This window comes from Citrobacter sp. S39, assembly GCF_009495675.1.
Lineage (GTDB): Bacteria > Pseudomonadota > Gammaproteobacteria > Enterobacterales > Enterobacteriaceae > Citrobacter > Citrobacter freundii.
Map to the genome: position 1 here is coordinate 2904418 of NZ_CP045555.1, position 17325 is coordinate 2921742.

The 17325-nt window shown below is 50.4% G+C and carries 19 protein-coding genes; 12 read left to right on the forward strand and 7 right to left on the reverse strand.

What is annotated here, in order from left to right:
* Positions 1–42 precede the first annotated feature (42 nt).
* Positions 43–357, forward strand: coding sequence for a flagellar hook-basal body complex protein FliE (gene fliE / locus GFB57_RS13720; protein WP_003030448.1), 315 nt, complete (start codon positions 43–45; stop codon positions 355–357).
* 55 nt (positions 358–412) lie between these two features.
* Here fliE and yedF read toward each other — a convergent pair whose 3' ends face one another.
* Complete coding sequence (gene yedF, locus GFB57_RS13725; RefSeq protein ID WP_003030450.1) at positions 413–646, reverse strand: sulfurtransferase-like selenium metabolism protein YedF; 234 nt, start codon at positions 644–646, stop codon at positions 413–415.
* The gene (gene yedE, locus GFB57_RS13730) at positions 643–1869 is read right to left on the reverse strand and encodes a selenium metabolism membrane protein YedE/FdhT (RefSeq protein WP_322911064.1); all 1227 of its coding nucleotides are present in this window, start codon (positions 1867–1869) and stop codon (positions 643–645) included. The genes yedF and yedE overlap by 4 nt, the downstream gene beginning before the upstream one ends.
* Before the next feature lie 164 nt (positions 1870–2033).
* Here yedE and yedD point away from each other — a divergent pair, with 164 nt between their 5' ends.
* Positions 2034–2447: a lipoprotein YedD gene (yedD, locus tag GFB57_RS13735; protein ID WP_003030454.1), complete on the forward strand. Its 414-nt coding sequence runs from the start codon at positions 2034–2036 to the stop codon at positions 2445–2447.
* A 40-nt stretch (positions 2448–2487) separates the two neighbouring features.
* Here the strand turns inward: yedD and amyA are convergent, their stop codons facing one another.
* From amyA to fliD, 4 genes are all read right to left on the reverse strand, one after another.
* Positions 2488–3975 carry an alpha-amylase gene (amyA, locus tag GFB57_RS13740; protein ID WP_003030456.1) on the reverse strand — a complete coding sequence of 496 codons (1488 nt, stop codon included), beginning with the start codon at positions 3973–3975 and terminating at the stop codon, positions 2488–2490.
* A 68-nt stretch (positions 3976–4043) separates the two neighbouring features.
* Positions 4044–4415 (reverse strand): flagella biosynthesis regulatory protein FliT, encoded by a 372-nt coding sequence (gene fliT, locus GFB57_RS13745; protein WP_003030458.1) that lies wholly within the window; start codon positions 4413–4415, stop codon positions 4044–4046.
* Positions 4415–4822, reverse strand: a complete 408-nt coding sequence (gene fliS / locus GFB57_RS13750; RefSeq protein WP_003030459.1) for a flagellar export chaperone FliS — start codon at positions 4820–4822, stop codon at positions 4415–4417. Before fliS ends, fliT begins: the two co-directional genes overlap by 1 nt.
* A 15-nt stretch (positions 4823–4837) precedes the next feature.
* Positions 4838–6250, reverse strand: a complete 1413-nt coding sequence (gene fliD / locus GFB57_RS13755; RefSeq protein WP_003030462.1) for a flagellar filament capping protein FliD — start codon at positions 6248–6250, stop codon at positions 4838–4840.
* Positions 6251–6505: 255 nt separating this feature from the next.
* Here fliD and GFB57_RS13760 point away from each other — a divergent pair, with 255 nt between their 5' ends.
* The 8 genes from GFB57_RS13760 (at position 6506) to sdiA (ending at position 14044) form a co-directional block, all read left to right on the forward strand.
* The gene (locus tag GFB57_RS13760) at positions 6506–8167 is read left to right on the forward strand and encodes a FliC/FljB family flagellin (protein WP_290366809.1); all 1662 of its coding nucleotides are present in this window, start codon (positions 6506–6508) and stop codon (positions 8165–8167) included.
* Between the two features lie 162 nt (positions 8168–8329).
* On the forward strand, positions 8330–9049 hold the full coding sequence (locus tag GFB57_RS13765; protein WP_003030465.1) for an RNA polymerase sigma factor FliA: 720 nt from the start codon (positions 8330–8332) through the stop codon (positions 9047–9049).
* Positions 9050–9105: 56 nt separating this feature from the next.
* Entirely contained in the window at positions 9106–9657 is a 552-nt protein-coding gene (fliZ, locus tag GFB57_RS13770; protein ID WP_003030467.1) for a flagella biosynthesis regulatory protein FliZ, read from the forward strand.
* 100 nt (positions 9658–9757) lie between these two features.
* A complete protein-coding gene (gene tcyJ / locus GFB57_RS13775) occupies positions 9758–10558 on the forward strand; it encodes a cystine ABC transporter substrate-binding protein (RefSeq protein WP_003030469.1) in 801 nt (266 codons plus the stop codon).
* A 107-nt stretch (positions 10559–10665) separates the two neighbouring features.
* On the forward strand, positions 10666–11652 hold the full coding sequence (gene dcyD / locus GFB57_RS13780) for a D-cysteine desulfhydrase (RefSeq protein WP_003030471.1): 987 nt from the start codon (positions 10666–10668) through the stop codon (positions 11650–11652).
* Between the two features lie 21 nt (positions 11653–11673).
* The gene (gene tcyL / locus GFB57_RS13785) at positions 11674–12342 is read left to right on the forward strand and encodes a cystine ABC transporter permease (RefSeq protein ID WP_003030474.1); all 669 of its coding nucleotides are present in this window, start codon (positions 11674–11676) and stop codon (positions 12340–12342) included.
* Positions 12339–13091 carry an L-cystine ABC transporter ATP-binding protein TcyN gene (gene tcyN / locus GFB57_RS13790; RefSeq protein WP_003030477.1) on the forward strand — a complete coding sequence of 251 codons (753 nt, stop codon included), beginning with the start codon at positions 12339–12341 and terminating at the stop codon, positions 13089–13091. The genes tcyL and tcyN overlap by 4 nt, the downstream gene beginning before the upstream one ends.
* 230 nt (positions 13092–13321) lie before the next feature.
* On the forward strand, positions 13322–14044 hold the full coding sequence (gene sdiA / locus GFB57_RS13795; RefSeq protein ID WP_003030480.1) for a transcriptional regulator SdiA: 723 nt from the start codon (positions 13322–13324) through the stop codon (positions 14042–14044).
* Positions 14045–14110: 66 nt separating this feature from the next.
* Here the strand turns inward: sdiA and GFB57_RS13800 are convergent, their stop codons facing one another.
* The gene (locus GFB57_RS13800; RefSeq protein ID WP_003030482.1) at positions 14111–14335 is read right to left on the reverse strand and encodes a DUF2594 family protein; all 225 of its coding nucleotides are present in this window, start codon (positions 14333–14335) and stop codon (positions 14111–14113) included.
* A gap of 459 nt (positions 14336–14794) precedes the next feature.
* Here GFB57_RS13800 and uvrY point away from each other — a divergent pair, with 459 nt between their 5' ends.
* Positions 14795–15451: a UvrY/SirA/GacA family response regulator transcription factor gene (gene uvrY, locus GFB57_RS13805; protein WP_003030486.1), complete on the forward strand. Its 657-nt coding sequence runs from the start codon at positions 14795–14797 to the stop codon at positions 15449–15451.
* A complete protein-coding gene (gene uvrC / locus GFB57_RS13810; RefSeq protein WP_003030488.1) occupies positions 15448–17280 on the forward strand; it encodes an excinuclease ABC subunit UvrC in 1833 nt (610 codons plus the stop codon). The genes uvrY and uvrC overlap by 4 nt, the downstream gene beginning before the upstream one ends.
* The last annotated feature ends 45 nt before the right edge of the window (positions 17281–17325 follow it).

Consider the following 17325-nt stretch of genomic DNA (forward strand, 5'->3'; position numbering starts at 1 on the left):
CTGGTAATCTCAGCTAAGTAAAAAATCATCCAGGGGATCAGAATGTCGGCAATACAGGGGATTGAAGGGGTCATCAGCCAGTTACAAGCCACGGCGATGTCAGCAAAAATGCAGGATATGCAGCCACAACCGACCGTGAGTTTTGCCGGACAACTGCATGCGGCGTTAGACAGGATCAGCGATGTGCAAACCGCGTCCCGTACGCAGGCTGAGAAATTTACCCTCGGTGAACCGGGTATTGCGCTGAATGATGTGATGACCGATATGCAAAAAGCGTCGGTATCAATGCAGATGGGTATTCAGGTGCGTAACAAACTGGTGTCGGCCTACCAGGAAGTGATGTCGATGCAGGTGTAGGTTTAACGTGCAGAGATTGTTTGCCGGATAAGCGCAGCGGCCATCCGGCAACCAGTTACTTCTTAATCAAATAGCGGATCGTTGGGCCATCCTGCTGAATATCCAGCACCGTATAGCCGTGATTACGCGCATCCAGTGGAATATTGTTGATTGACTGCGGGCAATCGCTCACCACTTCCAGAATTTCACCTTTCTTCAATTGCGGCATCGCTTCCAGCGTGGCGACAGCCGGGTATGGACACGGTTCTCCGACCATATCGAGGCGATAATCAGGCACGATATTTTTCATACAGACTCCTTGGCAGGCGTTAGCCCTGCGCGACGGAAGAAGCGTTTTTCCCAGCCGATAATGAGCATCAGCGCGGCAAACAACAACAGATAGGTTACCAGCAGACCGCCGAGCGGACCGAAGGTGTCGAGCAGATTCACTTTGTCCCAGTTGGTGGCGAGCGCGGGAGCAAAATCATCCCAGTAGTAGGCCAGAATGGTCGAGCCAATAACGTTGCCCAGCCCAACCCACCAGTAATGCACCTGGCCTTCAACGGCGCGGTACATCCAGCCGGTTTCGCATCCGCCCGCTAAAACGATGCCAAAGCCGAACAGCAAGCCGCCGATCACCGCATTTGGACCCGCCCACATGATTTTAGGCTCGACGCCCAGTTGCACGTAGCTAAAGATACCGATGGCGCTGACCGCCATCCCGAAGATGATTGCTTTTGCCATATGGGTGCGACCAGAAATCCACAGGTCGCGGAAGGCGGAGGTGAAGCAGATTTGCGCCCGTTCAATCAGCAGACCGAACCCAACGCCAAACAGCATCGCCAGACCGAGCTTGGGTTTATCCATCGCGGTGAGTAGCGCCCAGCCGATCATGCCGATAAACACCAGCATGCCAAGGCGGAAACGGCGACGGGCCTGATCCGGCTTTTGCGTTAACGGCGAAGCGGCGGAAACTTTCTGCATTTTGACCGGAATACGAAACATCGGCAGCAGGGTAAAGCGTGCGCCAAACCATGAGCCGATTGCCGTTGCCAGCGCGAAAAACCAGGCATGTAGCGAGAACTGTGGAATGCCGGTGAAGAATGCGGCCAGGTTGCAGCCCATCGCGAGCCGGGCGCCGAATCCGGCGATCATCCCGCCGACTATCGCCTGCATAATACGCACCCGACTGCGCGGCATGCGTAACTTGACGTTGTTAGCCCACAGTGCGGCAGCAAAACAGCCACCGAACATACCGAGGATCATCATGCCGTCAATGCGGGTCAGGGGCGAGCCTTCGAGATGGATCAGCTTGTAGTATCCCCACTCTTCGGCGTGCACGCCAAACAGTTGCAGGATTTGCCCACCCCAACGGGTGAATTCACCGGTAACGGCCCAGAAGGTTCCCGTAATGCCGAAATAATAAGTGGAGAGAATACCCGCTGCGATGACCGCAGGGGCGGGGGCCCAAAATTTAATTAACCAGGCCTGTTTGAAGTGTTGCCATGACATGCGTTGCGCCTCTGAACTCAGAAGGTATGTAACAAGAAGTGTGGATACTACACCGTTCAGAATTTTTGACTATGAGTAATAAGAGGTAATACCGTCTGGATCAATCTTTCTCAACGCTGCCGAAAGGCTGGCGACATCAGGCCTTTAATGCCACAATCCCATTTTCTTCGCATGCAGGATGAATGATGAAAAAATTAGCAATCGTTGGTGTATTTCTGGCGCTTACCGGATGCGCCGAAGTAGAAAATTATAACGACGTGGTGAAAACGCCAGCGCCAGCCGGTCTGGAAGGATACTGGCAGTCAAAAGGTCCGCAACGCAGTCTGGTAAGCCCTGAAGCGATTGCCAGCCTGGTGATAACGAAAGAGGGCGATACGCTGGATTGTCGCCAGTGGCAGCGGGTGATCGCGCTGCCGGGGAAACTGACGATGCTCTCTGGCGATCTCACCAACGTGACGGTGAAACGCGAGCTGTATGAGATCGAGCGCGAAGGCAATACGCTGGAATATGACGGTATGACGCTGCAGCGGGTGGATCGCCCGACGCAGGAATGTGCTGATGCGTTAAAGAAAACGCCGCTGGCTACGCCACTGCCATAAGCCGTACGCCCCGGTAGCCCATGGCCACCGGGGTTGAGTTTTAAATCACTTCTTCAATGACCCACACGCTGACGCTCCCGCCGTTACAGAAAAACGTTGCTTCACCGTTTTCATCGGTGACCACGCTTTCCTCGCGATTTCCCAGATAGTCACGCCAGGTTTTATTGCCGTAATTGGCGCCGAGATTGATGGTCTTTTCCCCGTCATCGCCGTTTGACAGTACCACCACACAGCCGGGATCGTCGTCCGTTCCGCTGCGGCTAAAAGCGATACAGTTAGGATGATCGAAAAAGAGCGTCTGTACCCCGTGTGCGAAGCGCTGGCGCGCGAGGATCAGTTCATCAAGCTGTTCAATGATCGGCATGTCGATAGGATAGGTTTCGCCATCGCCGCCAGTGTCTTCGTAATGCGCTCCGTAGAGGTCAGGGTAAAACACCGACGGTACGCCATTTTCACGCAACAGGATCAGCGCATAGGCCAGCGGCTTAAACCACGGCTCGACGGGGGCTTCGAGTGCCTGTAAAGGTTGGGTGTCGTGATTGGCCACCAGCGTGACGGCATGAAACGGATCGGCTTCTACCAGGGTATCGGTGAAAATCTGGCTCATGTCATAATCGCGGCCCTGGCGGGACGCTTCGTGGAATTTCATCTGCAAAGGGGCGTCGAACAGCATGGTTTTCCCCTCTACCTGGTTGATGTAGGTTTGTAGCTTGTCGACTTCGTGGGACCAGTATTCTGCGACGATAAACAGAGGCTTGGGCGCCACTTCCTGCACGTGCTCAATCCACTCTTTATAAAACCAGGCCGGAATGTGCTTGACGGCATCCAGGCGAAAGCCGTCGCAATGGGTTTGATCCATCACCCAGCGCGCCCAGTATTTGAGTTCCTCGGTGACGGCGTGATTACGAAAGTCGATGTTCTCGCCCATCAGATAATCAAAATTACCCAACTCATCATCAACCTGATCGTTCCAGCCTTCGCCGGTGTAATCGTTAACGATTTTAAAAATACCGTCTTCGGTTGGGTTCTCGATATGGTCAATGCCGCTGAAGCATTTAAAATCCCAAATGAATTGCGAGTACTGGCCTGCGCGGGCAGGGAAAGTGTAGCGCGTCCAGCCTTCGCATTCGATAACCTCATCGTCTATTTGCGTGCGATCCTCGGCGTTAACCCGCTGGACGCGGATCTTTTCTTTCTCATCTGCGCCCATTTTGTGATTGACCACTACATCCAGCAGGACGGCAATATCATTGTGCTTAAGCGCGTCTATCGCTGCCAGCAGTTGATTCTTATCGCCGTATTTGGTGGCGACGGTTCCCTTTTGGTCGAATTCGCCCAAATCAAACAGATCATAAGAGTCGTAACCCACCGAATAACCGCCGGACGCGCCTTTATAGGCGGGGGGCAACCATACCATGTTGATGCCGATATCATTGAGTCCGCCTGCGCGTTCGGCAAGTTCGGGCCAGAGTTGGCCGCCATCAGGGTAATACCAGTGGAAGTACTGCAATAATGTGGGATTTTTCATCTTCCGTGCTCCAGAAGTCGTTTGGCCGACCTCTGGAGTATGGAAGATAATTCAGACGAGACGGGAAATTATTGTGGGGCAGTGGGAGCGTCGGGGACTAACAGCATGCCGGAAAGACGGCCATAGGCGTTATTCAACGTTTTCTGGCGCGTTGACTGACCGATGAGATTGCTGAGCTCATCCAGGCGCTGCTGCAACAACGTTTTGAGTAACTGTTCGTTATCCAGCGTCTGTTTAATGTACCCGGCGACTAAGTCCTGAATACTTCGCGTAATGCCTGGTGGAGTTTGCTCTTCCATGACCACTTCAATACTTTGCAGATAGGTAACTTCCTGTTCCAGTAAAAGGTCCCATTCACCTCGCTGCGCCAGTTCCAGCAGTGAGTGACTGAGCAACGCGATGCGCTGCCAACGGTTGATAAACTCCACGGCTGAGGTCATTAACGAGACTCCTGGGAAGATGCTTTCGGTGAGATCTGTTTCCAGGCTTCTGCAATGTTGCCGAGCAACCCTTCGACTTCTTCAATAGCCTGACAATCATTACGCAAGTTAGCTTGCAGTAAACGGCGGATCATATAGTCATACAGCGCAGACAGGTTAGTGGCGATTTCACCGCCAGTTTCCTGATCCAGACCTGCTTTCAGACCATTGTCGATAATGTTAATGGCTTTGCTTAAGGCCTCACCTTTGGCGACGATATCACCCTGTTGCATAAACAGGCGAGCGCGCACGAGGGCGCTGTTCGCGCCGTCAAACAACATTTCAATCAGTTGATGCGGACTGGCGCTCATCACGGCGCTTTCCACACTGACCTGTGCATAGGCTTTGGTACCGCTCGCGGTATACATACTTACCTCGTGTTATCAGGATTTATTCATCGCCGTAAATTGTTGGCTCAGATAGTTACTGGTGTTGTTGAGCTTGCTCATCATGGTGTCTAACTGCGTAAACTGTGCCGTGTAACGTGCCACGGTGTCATCAATACTGGCGCTAACTGACAGATACTGTTTAGTCAGTTTTTTCAGCGTTGAGTTAATACTGTCTTGTGCGCTGTCGATAATACCGTCATCAGCCAAATAGCTTTTTACTTCAGTGGCAATTTTGGTGGTAATACCGGTTTCTTTGCCGTCGCCGACCAGCAGTTCACGCACGGAGGCTGTATTTTCGTTCAGGACTTTTTTCAGCTTATCATCGTCAATTTTCAGCTTGCCGGTTGCGCCGTCCTGCTTAATACCAATTTCATTTAATGTTTTAAAAGCGCCATCACTGGCACCGTTGGCAAATTGTGCACGAATTCCACTTTGAATCGTACGAACAACACTGTCACCAAGCAGCGCTCCGTTATTTTTGTCTTGCGCTTCAGCACCCGGATCAACTTCTTTATATTTAGTCAGCGTATTAAAGGTGTCGATAAGGGAATTATATGAATCGACCCAGCCTTTAATGGCTTCGGTTGCTTTGTCGTTATTCTTTGTTACCGTGACCCGAACATCAGTGACTTTTTTGGTCAGATCGAGCACTACGCCCTGAGGGGCATCGGTAATTTTATTACTGGAACGTTCAATATCGATACCGTTTACGGTTAACTTCGCATTTTGAGCGTTAACCTGTTCCTTCATATTCCCGGTGCCGGTTTCGCTGTCATATGCCAGTAGATCATTTAGCTTGCTGTCTCCCTCAACGGAGATAGTCATTTTATTGGCTTCGCCTTCACTGGCAGTCAGTACCAATTGGTAGTCGCCATCTTTAACCTTAACGATGCTGGCCGAAATTCCGCTATCGGCATCGTTTATCGCTTTGCTGATCTCATCCAGTGAGGTCTGGTCTTTATTCAGCTTAATTTCCAGTGGCTCTTTACGGCCTTCCTGCGCAATTTTTATGGTGCGTGTTTCTGCTGAACTGTCACCCAGCGCGTCTTTTGTTGACACAATCTTAGTCGCTGAATTGGTTCTTAAAGATTGCGCTTGTGCCAGTTGGGTGACGCTAATGGTATAGATACCCGGTGCAGCCCCCGCTTCGGTGGTCACTTTCAGATCTTCACTGCTGCTGGTAACGGTTGTGCTTTTGAATAGATCGGCTTTATTTAACGCTGTGTTCGCAGTCTGAAATTTTTCCAGTGCACTTTTTAATGTGCCGTAGGCGGTCAGACGCGCGGTATTATCGCTTTGTTGTTGAGTTATTGGGTTTAAGCGTTTTTTTTCCGCGATAGTCAGGTTGTTCAGCAACGTATCCAGCGGCAGATTTGAACCGACGCCAAGAGAAGTAAATGAAGCCATGCCTAATTCCTTTTGATTGCAAACAGTAGTTAAGCGGGTTATCGGCAATCTGCGCGCAAAGTTTAATGATAGTTTTGTAAAAATAATGCGCAGAATAGTGGGGCATATTGCGGGTATTTCTGGGGCTAAGAAAAAAGAGGGCGGAAAGTAAAAATTTTCTAAAGTTCGAATTTAAGGTGCCGATACATGGGTTACGGTGAGAAACCGTGGGCAACAGCCCAATAACATCAAGTTGTAATTGATAAGGAAAAGATCATGGCACAAGTCATCAATACAAACAGCCTGTCGCTGTTGACCCAGAACAACCTGAACAAATCTCAGTCTTCCCTGAGCTCCGCTATCGAGCGTCTGTCTTCCGGTCTGCGTATCAACAGCGCCAAAGACGATGCTGCTGGTCAGGCGATTGCTAACCGTTTTACTGCTAACGTTAAAGGCCTGACTCAGGCTTCTCGTAATGCCAACGACGGTATCTCCATCGCGCAGACCACTGAAGGTGCACTGTCCGAAATCAACAACAACCTGCAGCGTGTACGTGAACTGTCCGTTCAGGCAACCAACGGCACCAACTCCCAGTCTGACCTGGACTCTATCCAGAATGAAATCACCCAGCGTCTGAGCGAAATTGACCGTGTTTCCGGTCAGACTCAGTTTAACGGCGTGAAAGTACTGGCGTCCGACAGCTCCATGAAAATTCAGGTTGGCGCGAATGACGGCGAAACCATCACCATCGACCTGAAAGAAATTACTTCTTCTACTCTGGGTTTGAATGGTTTTAACGTTAACGGTAAGGGTGGCGTTGCTAATGCTGTTGCTACAGATAAAGATCTAAAAGCAGCCTCATTTGCTTATGATGCGACAGCAAAAACCTGGACTGGTGATGCTGGATTTAAAACCGCGTCTGCAGGTGATGTTCTTGGTGGTTTGCCGACAGGCACTACTGTTACTGCTACAGTGCCCAATGGATTTGGTACAGCGGCTAGTACAGCTTATAAGCTGGATTCTAAAACCGGTACATATTCATTCGATGCCACGGCTGTAGATCTTAACGATGTCCAGAATTATGTAACACCGAAAGCTGGGGATGTTACCAAAGCTACTATCGATATTGGCGGGACAACTCAAGATGTTAACATTGCCAAAGATGGCACAATTACAGCAGCAGATGATAACAGTGCGCTCTTTATTGATACTAGTGGTAACCTGACCAAAACGAGCTCAGGAACTTTGAAGGATGCAACACTTGCTAACCTTGAATTAAATACTTCTGGTGGCGCAAAAGTTGCTTCAACAATTACATTCAAAGATTCTAATACTAGCATTTCTATTGCAGGTAGTGATGATGGTACTACTGCAACCAAAGGCAATATTAACATCACGGGTGCCAAAATTTCCGCTGATGGGCTTAAAAATGCGATCGGGTCAAAAGATTTCACAACAAGTAATGGCTTCACAGTTACAGGTGGTGCTGTAGTGAATGCTGGTGGTGCGGTATTCGTTGATGATGCTGGTGCTTTTACGAATAATAATACAGCAGTATATAAGGTGCAGGATGATGGACGTATCACAGATAGCACCGGTAAAATTGCTCATGTTACTGCGGATGGTAAAATTACCACTAAAGAAACAACAGCAACTGATAAAACTACAGATCCATTGAAAGCTCTGGATAAAGCGCTGGCACAGGTTGATGCGTTGCGTTCTGACCTGGGTGCGGTGCAGAACCGTTTCGATTCTACCATCACCAACCTGGGCAACACCGTAAACAACCTGTCTTCTGCTCGTAGCCGTATTGAAGATGCTGACTACGCGACCGAAGTGTCTAACATGTCTCGTGCTCAGATCCTGCAACAGGCAGGTACTTCTGTTCTGGCGCAGGCTAACCAGACCACGCAGAACGTTCTGTCTCTGCTGCGTTAATTTACGCTTATCGCGCAAACCCCGCTCCGGCGGGGTTTTTTATATTTAGCTTTACCCGTAACCCCTAAATAACCCCCCATTTCACCCACTATTCACCCGATTAAAACCCCTGCAGAAACGGATAATCATGCCGATAACTCATTTAACGCAGGGCTGTTTATCGTGAATTCACTGTATACCGCTGAAGGTGTAATGGATAAACACTCGCTGTGGCAGCGTTATGTACCGTTGGTGCGTCACGAAGCATTGCGCCTTCAGGTGCGTTTGCCGGCGAGCGTAGAACTGGATGACCTGCTACAAGCGGGCGGCATCGGGTTATTGAATGCCGTTGACCGATATGACGCTTTGCAAGGAACGGCATTTACCACTTACGCAGTGCAGCGTATTCGTGGAGCAATGCTGGACGAACTACGTAGCCGGGATTGGGTGCCGCGTAGCGTTCGGCGCAATGCTCGCGAAGTGGCACAGGCGATGGGACAACTGGAGCAGGAATTAGGGCGCAACGCGACGGAAACCGAAGTGGCGGCGCGTCTGGCTATTCCTGTGCAAGAGTATCGTCAGATGTTGCTCGATACCAATAACAGCCAACTCTTCTCTTATGACGAGTGGCGGGAAGAGCATGGCGATAGTATTGAGCTGGTGACGGAAGAACATCAGCAGGAAAACCCGTTACAACAGCTTCTTGAGGGTAACCTCCGCCAGCGCGTGATGGACGCGATCGAGGCGTTGCCGGAGCGTGAAAAGCTGGTGTTAACGCTGTACTACCAGGAAGAGCTGAATCTGAAAGAGATTGGCGCGGTACTGGAAGTCGGGGAGTCACGGGTCAGCCAGTTGCACAGCCAGGCCATCAAACGTCTACGCACCAAGCTGGGTAAGCTATAGGGGTAATCATTACCCCTGAACAATGCCGCATTACGAATTGACTACCAGGAGTTCTCATGACGGTGCAGCAATCAAAAAGACGGCCTCTAAGCCGCTACCTCAAAGATTTCAAACACAGCCAGACGCATTGCGCCCATTGCTTTAAGTTGCTCGACCGGATCACGCTGGTTCGTCGCGGGCAAATTGTGAATAAAATCGCCATCGCCCGCCTGGACACTTTGTTGGATGAAGCCGAGTGGGAGCAGGAGAAAAAAGAGTGGGTGGCACTGTGTCGTTTTTGCGGTGATTTGCATTGCAAAGAGCAGAGCGACTTTTTCGACATTATCGGTTTTAAACAGTTTTTATTTGAGCAGACCGAAATGAGTCACGGCACAGTACGTGAATACGTTGTCCGCCTGCGTCGCCTCGGGAATCACCTGACCGAACAAAATATCTCTCATGACCTGCTGCAGGAAGGGTTCCTCGACGAAAACCTTGCCCCGTGGCTGCCGGAAACCAGCACCAACAATTACCGCATCGCCTTGCGTAAGTATGAGCAGTTCAAAGCCCATACCCATATGGGACATATGCAGAAATCCTCCTGGACAGCCAGTTCTGATATATATTAAAAACGAATAAGGTGTAACAGAGTCGTGTTTGTGGAACACAGCAAACGCTTTACACTGTAGTCATAAATGATAGTCACTAATGACAATATTCGGGGTAACTATGAAATTAGCACTTCTGGGACGTCAGGCTCTGATGGGTGTAATGGCTGTTGCACTTGTCGCCGGAATGAGCGTAAAGACTTATGCAGATGAAGGTCTGTTAAATAAAGTTAAAGAGCGCGGCACGCTGCTGGTGGGCCTGGAAGGGACCTATCCCCCGTTTAGTTTTCAGGGCGATGACGGCAAGCTGACCGGTTTCGAAGTAGAGTTCGCCGAAGAACTGGCCAAGCACCTTGGGGTGAAAGCTAACCTGAAGCCGACCAAGTGGGACGGTATGCTGGCCTCTCTTGATTCCAAGCGCATTGATGTGGTCATCAACCAGGTGACCATCTCTGACGAACGTAAGAAAAAATACGATTTCTCTACCCCGTATACGGTTTCTGGTATTCAGGCGCTGGTGAAAAAAGGCAATGAAGGTGTTATTAAGACCGCTGCCGATCTGAAAGGTAAAAAAGTCGGCGTTGGTCTGGGCACCAACTATGAAGAGTGGCTGCGCCAGAACGTGCAGGGCGTGGATATTCGTACCTATGATGACGACCCGACTAAATACCAGGATCTGCGTGTAGGCCGTATCGACGCCATTCTGGTTGACCGTCTGGCGGCGCTGGATCTGGTGAAGAAAACCAAAGACACGCTGGCTGTGACCGGTGAAGCGTTCTCCCGCCAGGAGTCAGGCGTGGCGCTGCGTAAAGGCAATGAAGATCTGCTGAAAGCGGTTGATGCGGCCATTGCTGAAATGCAGAAAGACGGTACGCTGAAAGCCCTGTCTGAAAAATGGTTTGGAGCGGATGTGACGAAATAATCGGCATCCGATGAAAAAAGGCGCCTTTAACAGCGCCTTTTTTTATTTCATTGCGCCTGAGCGTGCATAATAAAAAGAACATCACAACAACGAATACCGGAGGCTGTATGCCGCTGCATAACTTAACGCGCTTTCCACGTCTGGAATTTATTGGCGCGCCAACGCCGCTCGAATATCTTCCACGTTTCTCCGACTACCTCGGGCGCGATATTTTCATCAAACGCGATGACGTCACGCCGATGGCCATGGGCGGCAATAAGCTGCGTAAGCTGGAGTTTCTGGCCGCAGACGCGCTGCGTGAAGGCGCAGATACGCTGATAACTGCAGGCGCGATTCAGTCCAACCACGTTCGCCAGACGGCGGCGGTAGCGGCTAAACTTGGCCTGCACTGCGTGGCGCTGTTGGAAAATCCGATTGGCACCACGGCGGAAAACTATCTCACCAATGGCAACCGTCTGCTGTTGGATCTGTTTAATACGCAGATCGAAATGTGTGACGCGCTAACCGATCCGAATGCGCAGTTGCAGGAGCTGGCGACGCGCATTGAAGCGCAAGGGTTCCGCCCGTATGTGATCCCTGTTGGGGGCTCTAATGCTCTGGGGGCGATGGGTTATGTGGAGAGCGCGCTGGAAATTGCCCAGCAGTGTGAAGGGGCCGTTTCGCTCTCTTCCGTGGTGGTCGCGTCGGGCAGTGCGGGAACGCATGCCGGGCTGGCGGTGGGGCTGGAGCAACTGATGCCAGATGTCGAGCTTATCGGTGTGACCGTTTCGCGCAGCGTCGCCGATCAAAAACCCAAAGTTGTTACGCTGCAGCAGGATATTGCCCGTGAACTGGAACTGACGGCCTCAGCGGATATCCTGTTATGGGATGATTATTATGCGCCGGGCTACGGTACGCCAAACGAAGAAGGCATGGAGGCAGTAAAACTGCTGGCGCGCCTGGAAGGCATTTTGTTGGATCCGGTGTATACCGGTAAGGCGATGGCGGGTTTGATTGACGGCATCAGCCAGAAGCGCTTCAAAGATGAAGGGCCAATCCTCTTTATCCATACCGGTGGGGCGCCTGCACTGTTTGCCTACCATCCTCACGTGTAACAACCAGGTCGAAAAACGCTAATGCATGAAAGTATCCAACTGGTAATTGATTCCCTGCCGTATCTGCTTAAAGGCGCGGTTTTTACGCTGCAACTGAGTATCGGCGGGATGTTTTTTGGCCTCGTGCTGGGGTTTATCCTGGCGTTGATGCGTCTGTCGCCGCTGCTGCCTGTGCGCTGGCTGGCGCGTTTTTATATCTCTATCTTTCGCGGAACGCCGTTGATTGCCCAGCTGTTTATGATTTATTACGGTCTGCCGCAGTTTGGAATTGAGCTTGATCCCATCCCGGCGGCGATGATTGGCTTGTCGCTTAATACAGCCGCCTACGCTGCGGAAACCCTGCGTGCGGCAATCTCTTCCATCGACAAAGGACAGTGGGAGGCGGGTGCCAGTATTGGTATGACGCGCTGGCAGACCATGCGCCGGGCAATCCTGCCACAGGCTGCGCGCGTTGCGCTGCCGCCGCTGAGCAACAGCTTTATCAGTCTGGTGAAAGATACCTCTTTGGCCGCCACTATTCAGGTACCGGAACTGTTCCGTCAGGCGCAGCTGATTACCTCGCGTACGCTGGAAGTCTTTACGATGTATCTGGCGGCCTCGTTGATTTACTGGGTGATGGCGACGGTGCTTTCTGCGCTGCAAAACTATTTTGAAGAACAACTGAACCGCCAGGAGAGAGAGCCGAAATGAGTGCTATCGAAGTCAGAAACCTGGTCAAAAAATTTCATGGGCAAACGGTGCTGCATGGGATCGATCTTGACGTCAAACCTGGTGAAGTAGTAGCGATTATCGGGCCGAGCGGATCGGGCAAAACCACGCTGCTGCGTAGCATTAATTTGCTGGAGCAACCGGAGGCGGGCACCATTAAAGTGGGTGAGATTACCATTGATACCGCGCGTTCGTTGACCCAGCAGAAAGGGCTGATTCGTCAGTTACGCCAGCACGTCGGTTTTGTGTTCCAGAACTTTAATTTGTTTCCCCATCGGACAGTGCTGGAAAACATTATTGAAGGGCCGGTGATAGTCAAAGGTGAACCAAAAGCTGAAGCGACAGCTCGTGCGCGTGAATTGCTGGCGAAAGTCGGGCTGGCAGGTAAAGAAACCAGCTATCCACGGCGTTTATCGGGTGGACAGCAGCAGCGCGTAGCGATTGCCCGAGCGCTGGCGATGCGACCTGAGGTTATTCTTTTTGATGAACCGACCTCCGCGCTTGATCCTGAATTGGTTGGCGAGGTACTTAATACCATCCGCCAACTGGCGCAGGAAAAACGCACCATGGTAATTGTGACGCATGAAATGAGCTTTGCTCGCGATGTCGCCGATAGAGCGATATTTATGGATCAAGGACGGATAGTCGAGCAGGGACCAGCAAAATCCTTATTCACACATCCGCAGCAGCCGCGTACCCGTCAGTTTCTTGAAAAGTTTTTGATGCAATAAATAGTGTATATGGCACTCGCCGGGATTGTTTCTGGCGAGTGCTCTTCGCATAACTATTTATAATTATTGCTTTATTATTAACATTTGATTCTGTTACTTACTTCCGCTGTTGAGTAATACTCAAGTAATTGTTCATTTGTCCGATAATTTGCATATATAAAATACATTTATGTGTTAGCTTGTTTCATATGTTTGGATGATTATCAATCTCAGGGGCATTACCACTTAGTATGCAGGATCTTGATTTCTTCACCTGGCGACGGAGCATGCTGTTACGCTTTCAGGAAATGGCGACGGCAGAGGATGTCTATACGGAATTGCAACAACAGACGCAGCACTTAGAGTTTGATTTTTACGCGCTCTGTGTTCGTCATCCGGTACCTTTTACCCGACCTAAAACGTCACTTCATACGACCTATCCCAAAGCATGGGTGGCGCATTATCAGTCCGAAAATTATTTTGCCATTGATCCGGTGCTGAAACCTGAAAACTTCAGTCAGGGGCATTTACCCTGGAACGATACTCTGTTTCGCGATGCGCAACCTTTGTGGGACGCCGCGCGCAATCACGGTTTACGCAAAGGGATGACGCAATGCTTAATGTTGCCTAACCGGGCGTTGGGTTTTTTATCTGTATCGCGTGCAAGTATCCGTAACAGTCGCCTTGCGAGCGATGAAGTGGAGCTCAGGATGCAGCTTTTGGTACGGGAAAGTCTGTCTGTACTGACGCGACTGGAAGATGACATGGTTATGGCGCCAGAGATGCGTTTTAGCAAGCGGGAAAAGGAAATATTGAAATGGACGGCAGAAGGGAAGACCTCTTCAGAGATAGCCATCATTCTGTCGATTTCTGAAAATACCGTGAACTTCCACCAGAAGAATATGCAAAAGAAATTCAACGCGCCAAACAAAACGCAGATAGCCTGTTATGCCGCGGCAACCGGGCTTATCTGAGTAAATTATCGTTCTGAGTGTCAGACGCAAAACCGGCTGAGAGCATTGCTATCAGCCGGTTTCTTATTACTGGCGGTAAGCTTGTTTAATTTGCTTAACCGTGTTGGAAAATACCGCAGCCTGTGATTGATCTTCAATCAGCGCGAGCTGTTTTTCCATTTTAAGAATCACGCGGCCTGCATCGGCTTGACCCATTGCCTGCAGCATCAGCGTTAACATGGCTTTCAGGCAGGTGACTTCATTGGCCAGTTCCTGGTTATTCTCAGCAGTGGAAAAGTCAGGCGTACTCATTTATTTTCCTCGTTATGTTTCAATGAAAAAGTGCGATGTCAAATCTTAAGGCGGCGGAGTATACCATAAGCGAGGCTAAAAATATCTGTGGTTGTTTTTTGCGCGGACCAATGTTGTGGACATTAAAATAAACAACATGTTGCAGTGCATATATTTTCTCCACATGTTGTTTATTTCGAGTATTTTCCTCGTTAATTATTGTTACAACTTTGACTGTCTGGTTTGCATTCAGCGAAGGAATATGATCTTTTTGTCACCATTATGAAACAGCTACACAGATATAACCGTGGCAAAAGGTTACCAGTACTGAAAGTTTCCACTCGTCGTACAATCTAATTTCCAAAAACGAGAGCAAAATCGAAAGTCGGGCGTTTTTTACATTTCAAAGTTGAGATAAAACCCGTTAACATAGGACCGATTAACTATCGGTAGCGTTATCCCTATTCTGGAGATATTCCTTTGATCAACGTTTTTCTTGTTGATGACCACGAACTGGTGCGCGCAGGGATACGACGCATTCTGGAAGATATAAAAGGCATAAAAGTTGTCGGCGAAGCGTGCTGCGGTGAAGATGCGGTAAAATGGTGCCGCTCAAATTCCGTTGACGTTGTGCTGATGGATATGAATATGCCCGGTATTGGCGGTCTGGAAGCAACCCGCAAAATTGCGCGTTCCACGGCAGACATTAAAGTGATCATGTTGACGGTACACACCGAAAACCCATTACCTGCAAAAGTTATGCAGGCAGGGGCTGCAGGGTATCTCAGCAAAGGCGCCGCCCCCCAGGAAGTAGTGAGTGCGATTCGTTCGGTTTTTTCCGGGCAACGGTATATTGCCTCCGATATCGCTCAGCAAATGGCGCTCAGCCAGATTGAGCCTGAGAAAACGGAAACCCCGTTTGCCAGTTTGTCTGAACGCGAGTTGCAGATTATGCTGATGATCACCAAAGGTCAGAAGGTTAATGAGATCTCAGAGCAACTGAATCTTAGTCCTAAAACGGTGAACAGCTATCGCTATCGAATGTTCAGTAAATTAAACATTCATGGCGATGTAGAGCTGACTCACCTGGCAATTCGCCATGGCCTGTGTAATGCGGAGACATTAGCAAGCCAGTGACAGATCAGTTTGATGCCAAAGCGTTCCTGAAAACCGTGACCAGCCAGCCCGGCGTCTATCGTATGTATGATACCGCCGGAACGGTTATCTATGTCGGGAAAGCGAAAGACCTGAAAAAAAGGCTTTCCAGCTACTTCCGTAGTAATCTTGCGTCACGCAAGACCGAAGCGCTGGTCGCGCAAATCCAGCAGATTGATGTCACGGTAACGCACACTGAAACCGAAGCGTTATTGCTTGAGCACAACTACATCAAGCTATATCAGCCGCGTTATAACGTATTGCTGCGTGATGATAAATCCTACCCCTTTATATTCCTTAGCGGCGATACCCACCCGCGTCTGGCGATGCATCGTGGGGCAAAGCATGCCAAAGGCGAGTACTTTGGACCGTTCCCTAACGGTTATGCGGTGCGTGAAACGCTGGCGCTGTTGCAGAAAATATTCCCTATCCGCCAGTGCGAAAACAGCGTTTATCGCAACCGTTCTCGACCTTGTCTGCAATATCAGATTGGCCGCTGTCTCGGCCCGTGTGTCGCGGGTCTGGTGAGCGAGGAAGAGTATGCTCAGCAGGTCGAGTATGTTCGTCTGTTCCTGTCCGGAAAAGACGATCAGGTGTTAACACAGCTGATTACCCGCATGGAAAAGGCCAGCCAAAATCTCGAATTTGAAGAGGCTGCGCGAATTCGTGACCAAATCCAGGCCGTACGCCGTGTGACCGAAAAACAGTTTGTCTCTAACACCGGAGACGATCTGGATGTCATTGGCGTGGCGTTTGACGCCGGCATGGCCTGTGTGCACGTTCTGTTTATTCGCCAGGGTAAAGTGCTGGGCAGCCGCAGCTATTTCCCTAAAGTACCAGGTGGTACGGAACTGGGCGAGGTCGTCGAAACCTTTGTCGGGCAGTTTTATCTGCAGGGGAGCCAGATGCGTACCTTACCCGGGGAGATCCTGCTCGATTTCAATCTTAGCGATAAAACCCTGCTGGCAGACTCTCTGTCTGAACTGGCCGGACGGAAGATTAACGTGCAGACGAAACCGCGAGGGGATCGCGCGCGTTATCTGAAGCTGGCGCGGACCAACGCGGCAGTGGCGCTCACCACGAAACTTTCTCAGCAGTCGACGATTACGCAACGTCTGACGGCGCTGGCCTCCGTATTGAAGTTACCTGCGGTGAAGCGTATGGAGTGCTTCGACATTAGCCATACGATGGGGGAACAGACGGTAGCCTCCTGCGTGGTTTTTGATGCCAATGGCCCGCTGCGTGCAGAATATCGGCGTTACAATATTACCGGCATTACGCCGGGTGATGATTATGCGGCGATGAATCAGGTCTTACGTCGGCGTTATGGTAAGGCGATTGAAGAAAGTAAGATTCCGGACGTCATATTGATCGACGGCGGTAAAGGTCAGTTAGGGCAGGCGAAAGCCGTTTTTGCTGAACTGGACGTTCCCTGGGACAAACAGCACCCACTCTTGCTGGGGGTGGCAAAAGGGGCCGATCGTAAAGCCGGTCTGGAAACACTGTTCTTTGAGCCGGAAGGTGAGGGCTTTAGTCTGCCGCCGGATTCGCCTGCATTACACGTTATCCAGCATATCCGCGATGAATCTCACGATCATGCGATTAGCGGGCATCGTAAAAAGCGGGCGAAAGTGAAAAGCACCAGCACGCTTGAGACCATCGAAGGTGTCGGGCCAAAGCGTCGCCAGATGTTGTTGAAATATATGGGAGGTTTGCAAGGTCTTCGTAATGCAAGTATCGAAGAAATTGCAAAAGTGCCGGGTATTTCGCAAGCTCTGGCAGAAAAGATCTTCTACTCGTTGAAACATTAGGCCCTCTGTAGCAACATAGGGGTAATTTCACTGACAACAGATAGT

Bases quoted from the DNA above. Each gene is read 5' to 3' on its own strand.
- tcyL (WP_003030474.1), top strand. From the start codon at position 11,674: ATGCATGAAAGTATCCAACTGGTAATTGATTCCCTGCCGTATCTGCTT.
- sdiA (WP_003030480.1), top strand. From the start codon at position 13,322: ATGCAGGATCTTGATTTCTTCACCTGGCGACGGAGCATGCTGTTACGC.
- fliZ (WP_003030467.1), top strand. From the start codon at position 9,106: ATGACGGTGCAGCAATCAAAAAGACGGCCTCTAAGCCGCTACCTCAAA.
- tcyN (WP_003030477.1), top strand. From the start codon at position 12,339: ATGAGTGCTATCGAAGTCAGAAACCTGGTCAAAAAATTTCATGGGCAA.
- amyA (WP_003030456.1), bottom strand. From the start codon at position 3,975: ATGAAAAATCCCACATTATTGCAGTACTTCCACTGGTATTACCCTGAT.
- fliS (WP_003030459.1), bottom strand. From the start codon at position 4,822: ATGTATACCGCGAGCGGTACCAAAGCCTATGCACAGGTCAGTGTGGAA.
- fliE (WP_003030448.1), top strand. From the start codon at position 43: ATGTCGGCAATACAGGGGATTGAAGGGGTCATCAGCCAGTTACAAGCC.
- tcyJ (WP_003030469.1), top strand. From the start codon at position 9,758: ATGAAATTAGCACTTCTGGGACGTCAGGCTCTGATGGGTGTAATGGCT.
- fliT (WP_003030458.1), bottom strand. From the start codon at position 4,415: ATGACCTCAGCCGTGGAGTTTATCAACCGTTGGCAGCGCATCGCGTTG.
- yedF (WP_003030450.1), bottom strand. From the start codon at position 646: ATGAAAAATATCGTGCCTGATTATCGCCTCGATATGGTCGGAGAACCG.
- GFB57_RS13760 (WP_290366809.1), top strand. From the start codon at position 6,506: ATGGCACAAGTCATCAATACAAACAGCCTGTCGCTGTTGACCCAGAAC.
- dcyD (WP_003030471.1), top strand. From the start codon at position 10,666: ATGCCGCTGCATAACTTAACGCGCTTTCCACGTCTGGAATTTATTGGC.
- yedD (WP_003030454.1), top strand. From the start codon at position 2,034: ATGAAAAAATTAGCAATCGTTGGTGTATTTCTGGCGCTTACCGGATGC.
- fliD (WP_003030462.1), bottom strand. From the start codon at position 6,250: ATGGCTTCATTTACTTCTCTTGGCGTCGGTTCAAATCTGCCGCTGGAT.
- GFB57_RS13800 (WP_003030482.1), bottom strand. From the start codon at position 14,335: ATGAGTACGCCTGACTTTTCCACTGCTGAGAATAACCAGGAACTGGCC.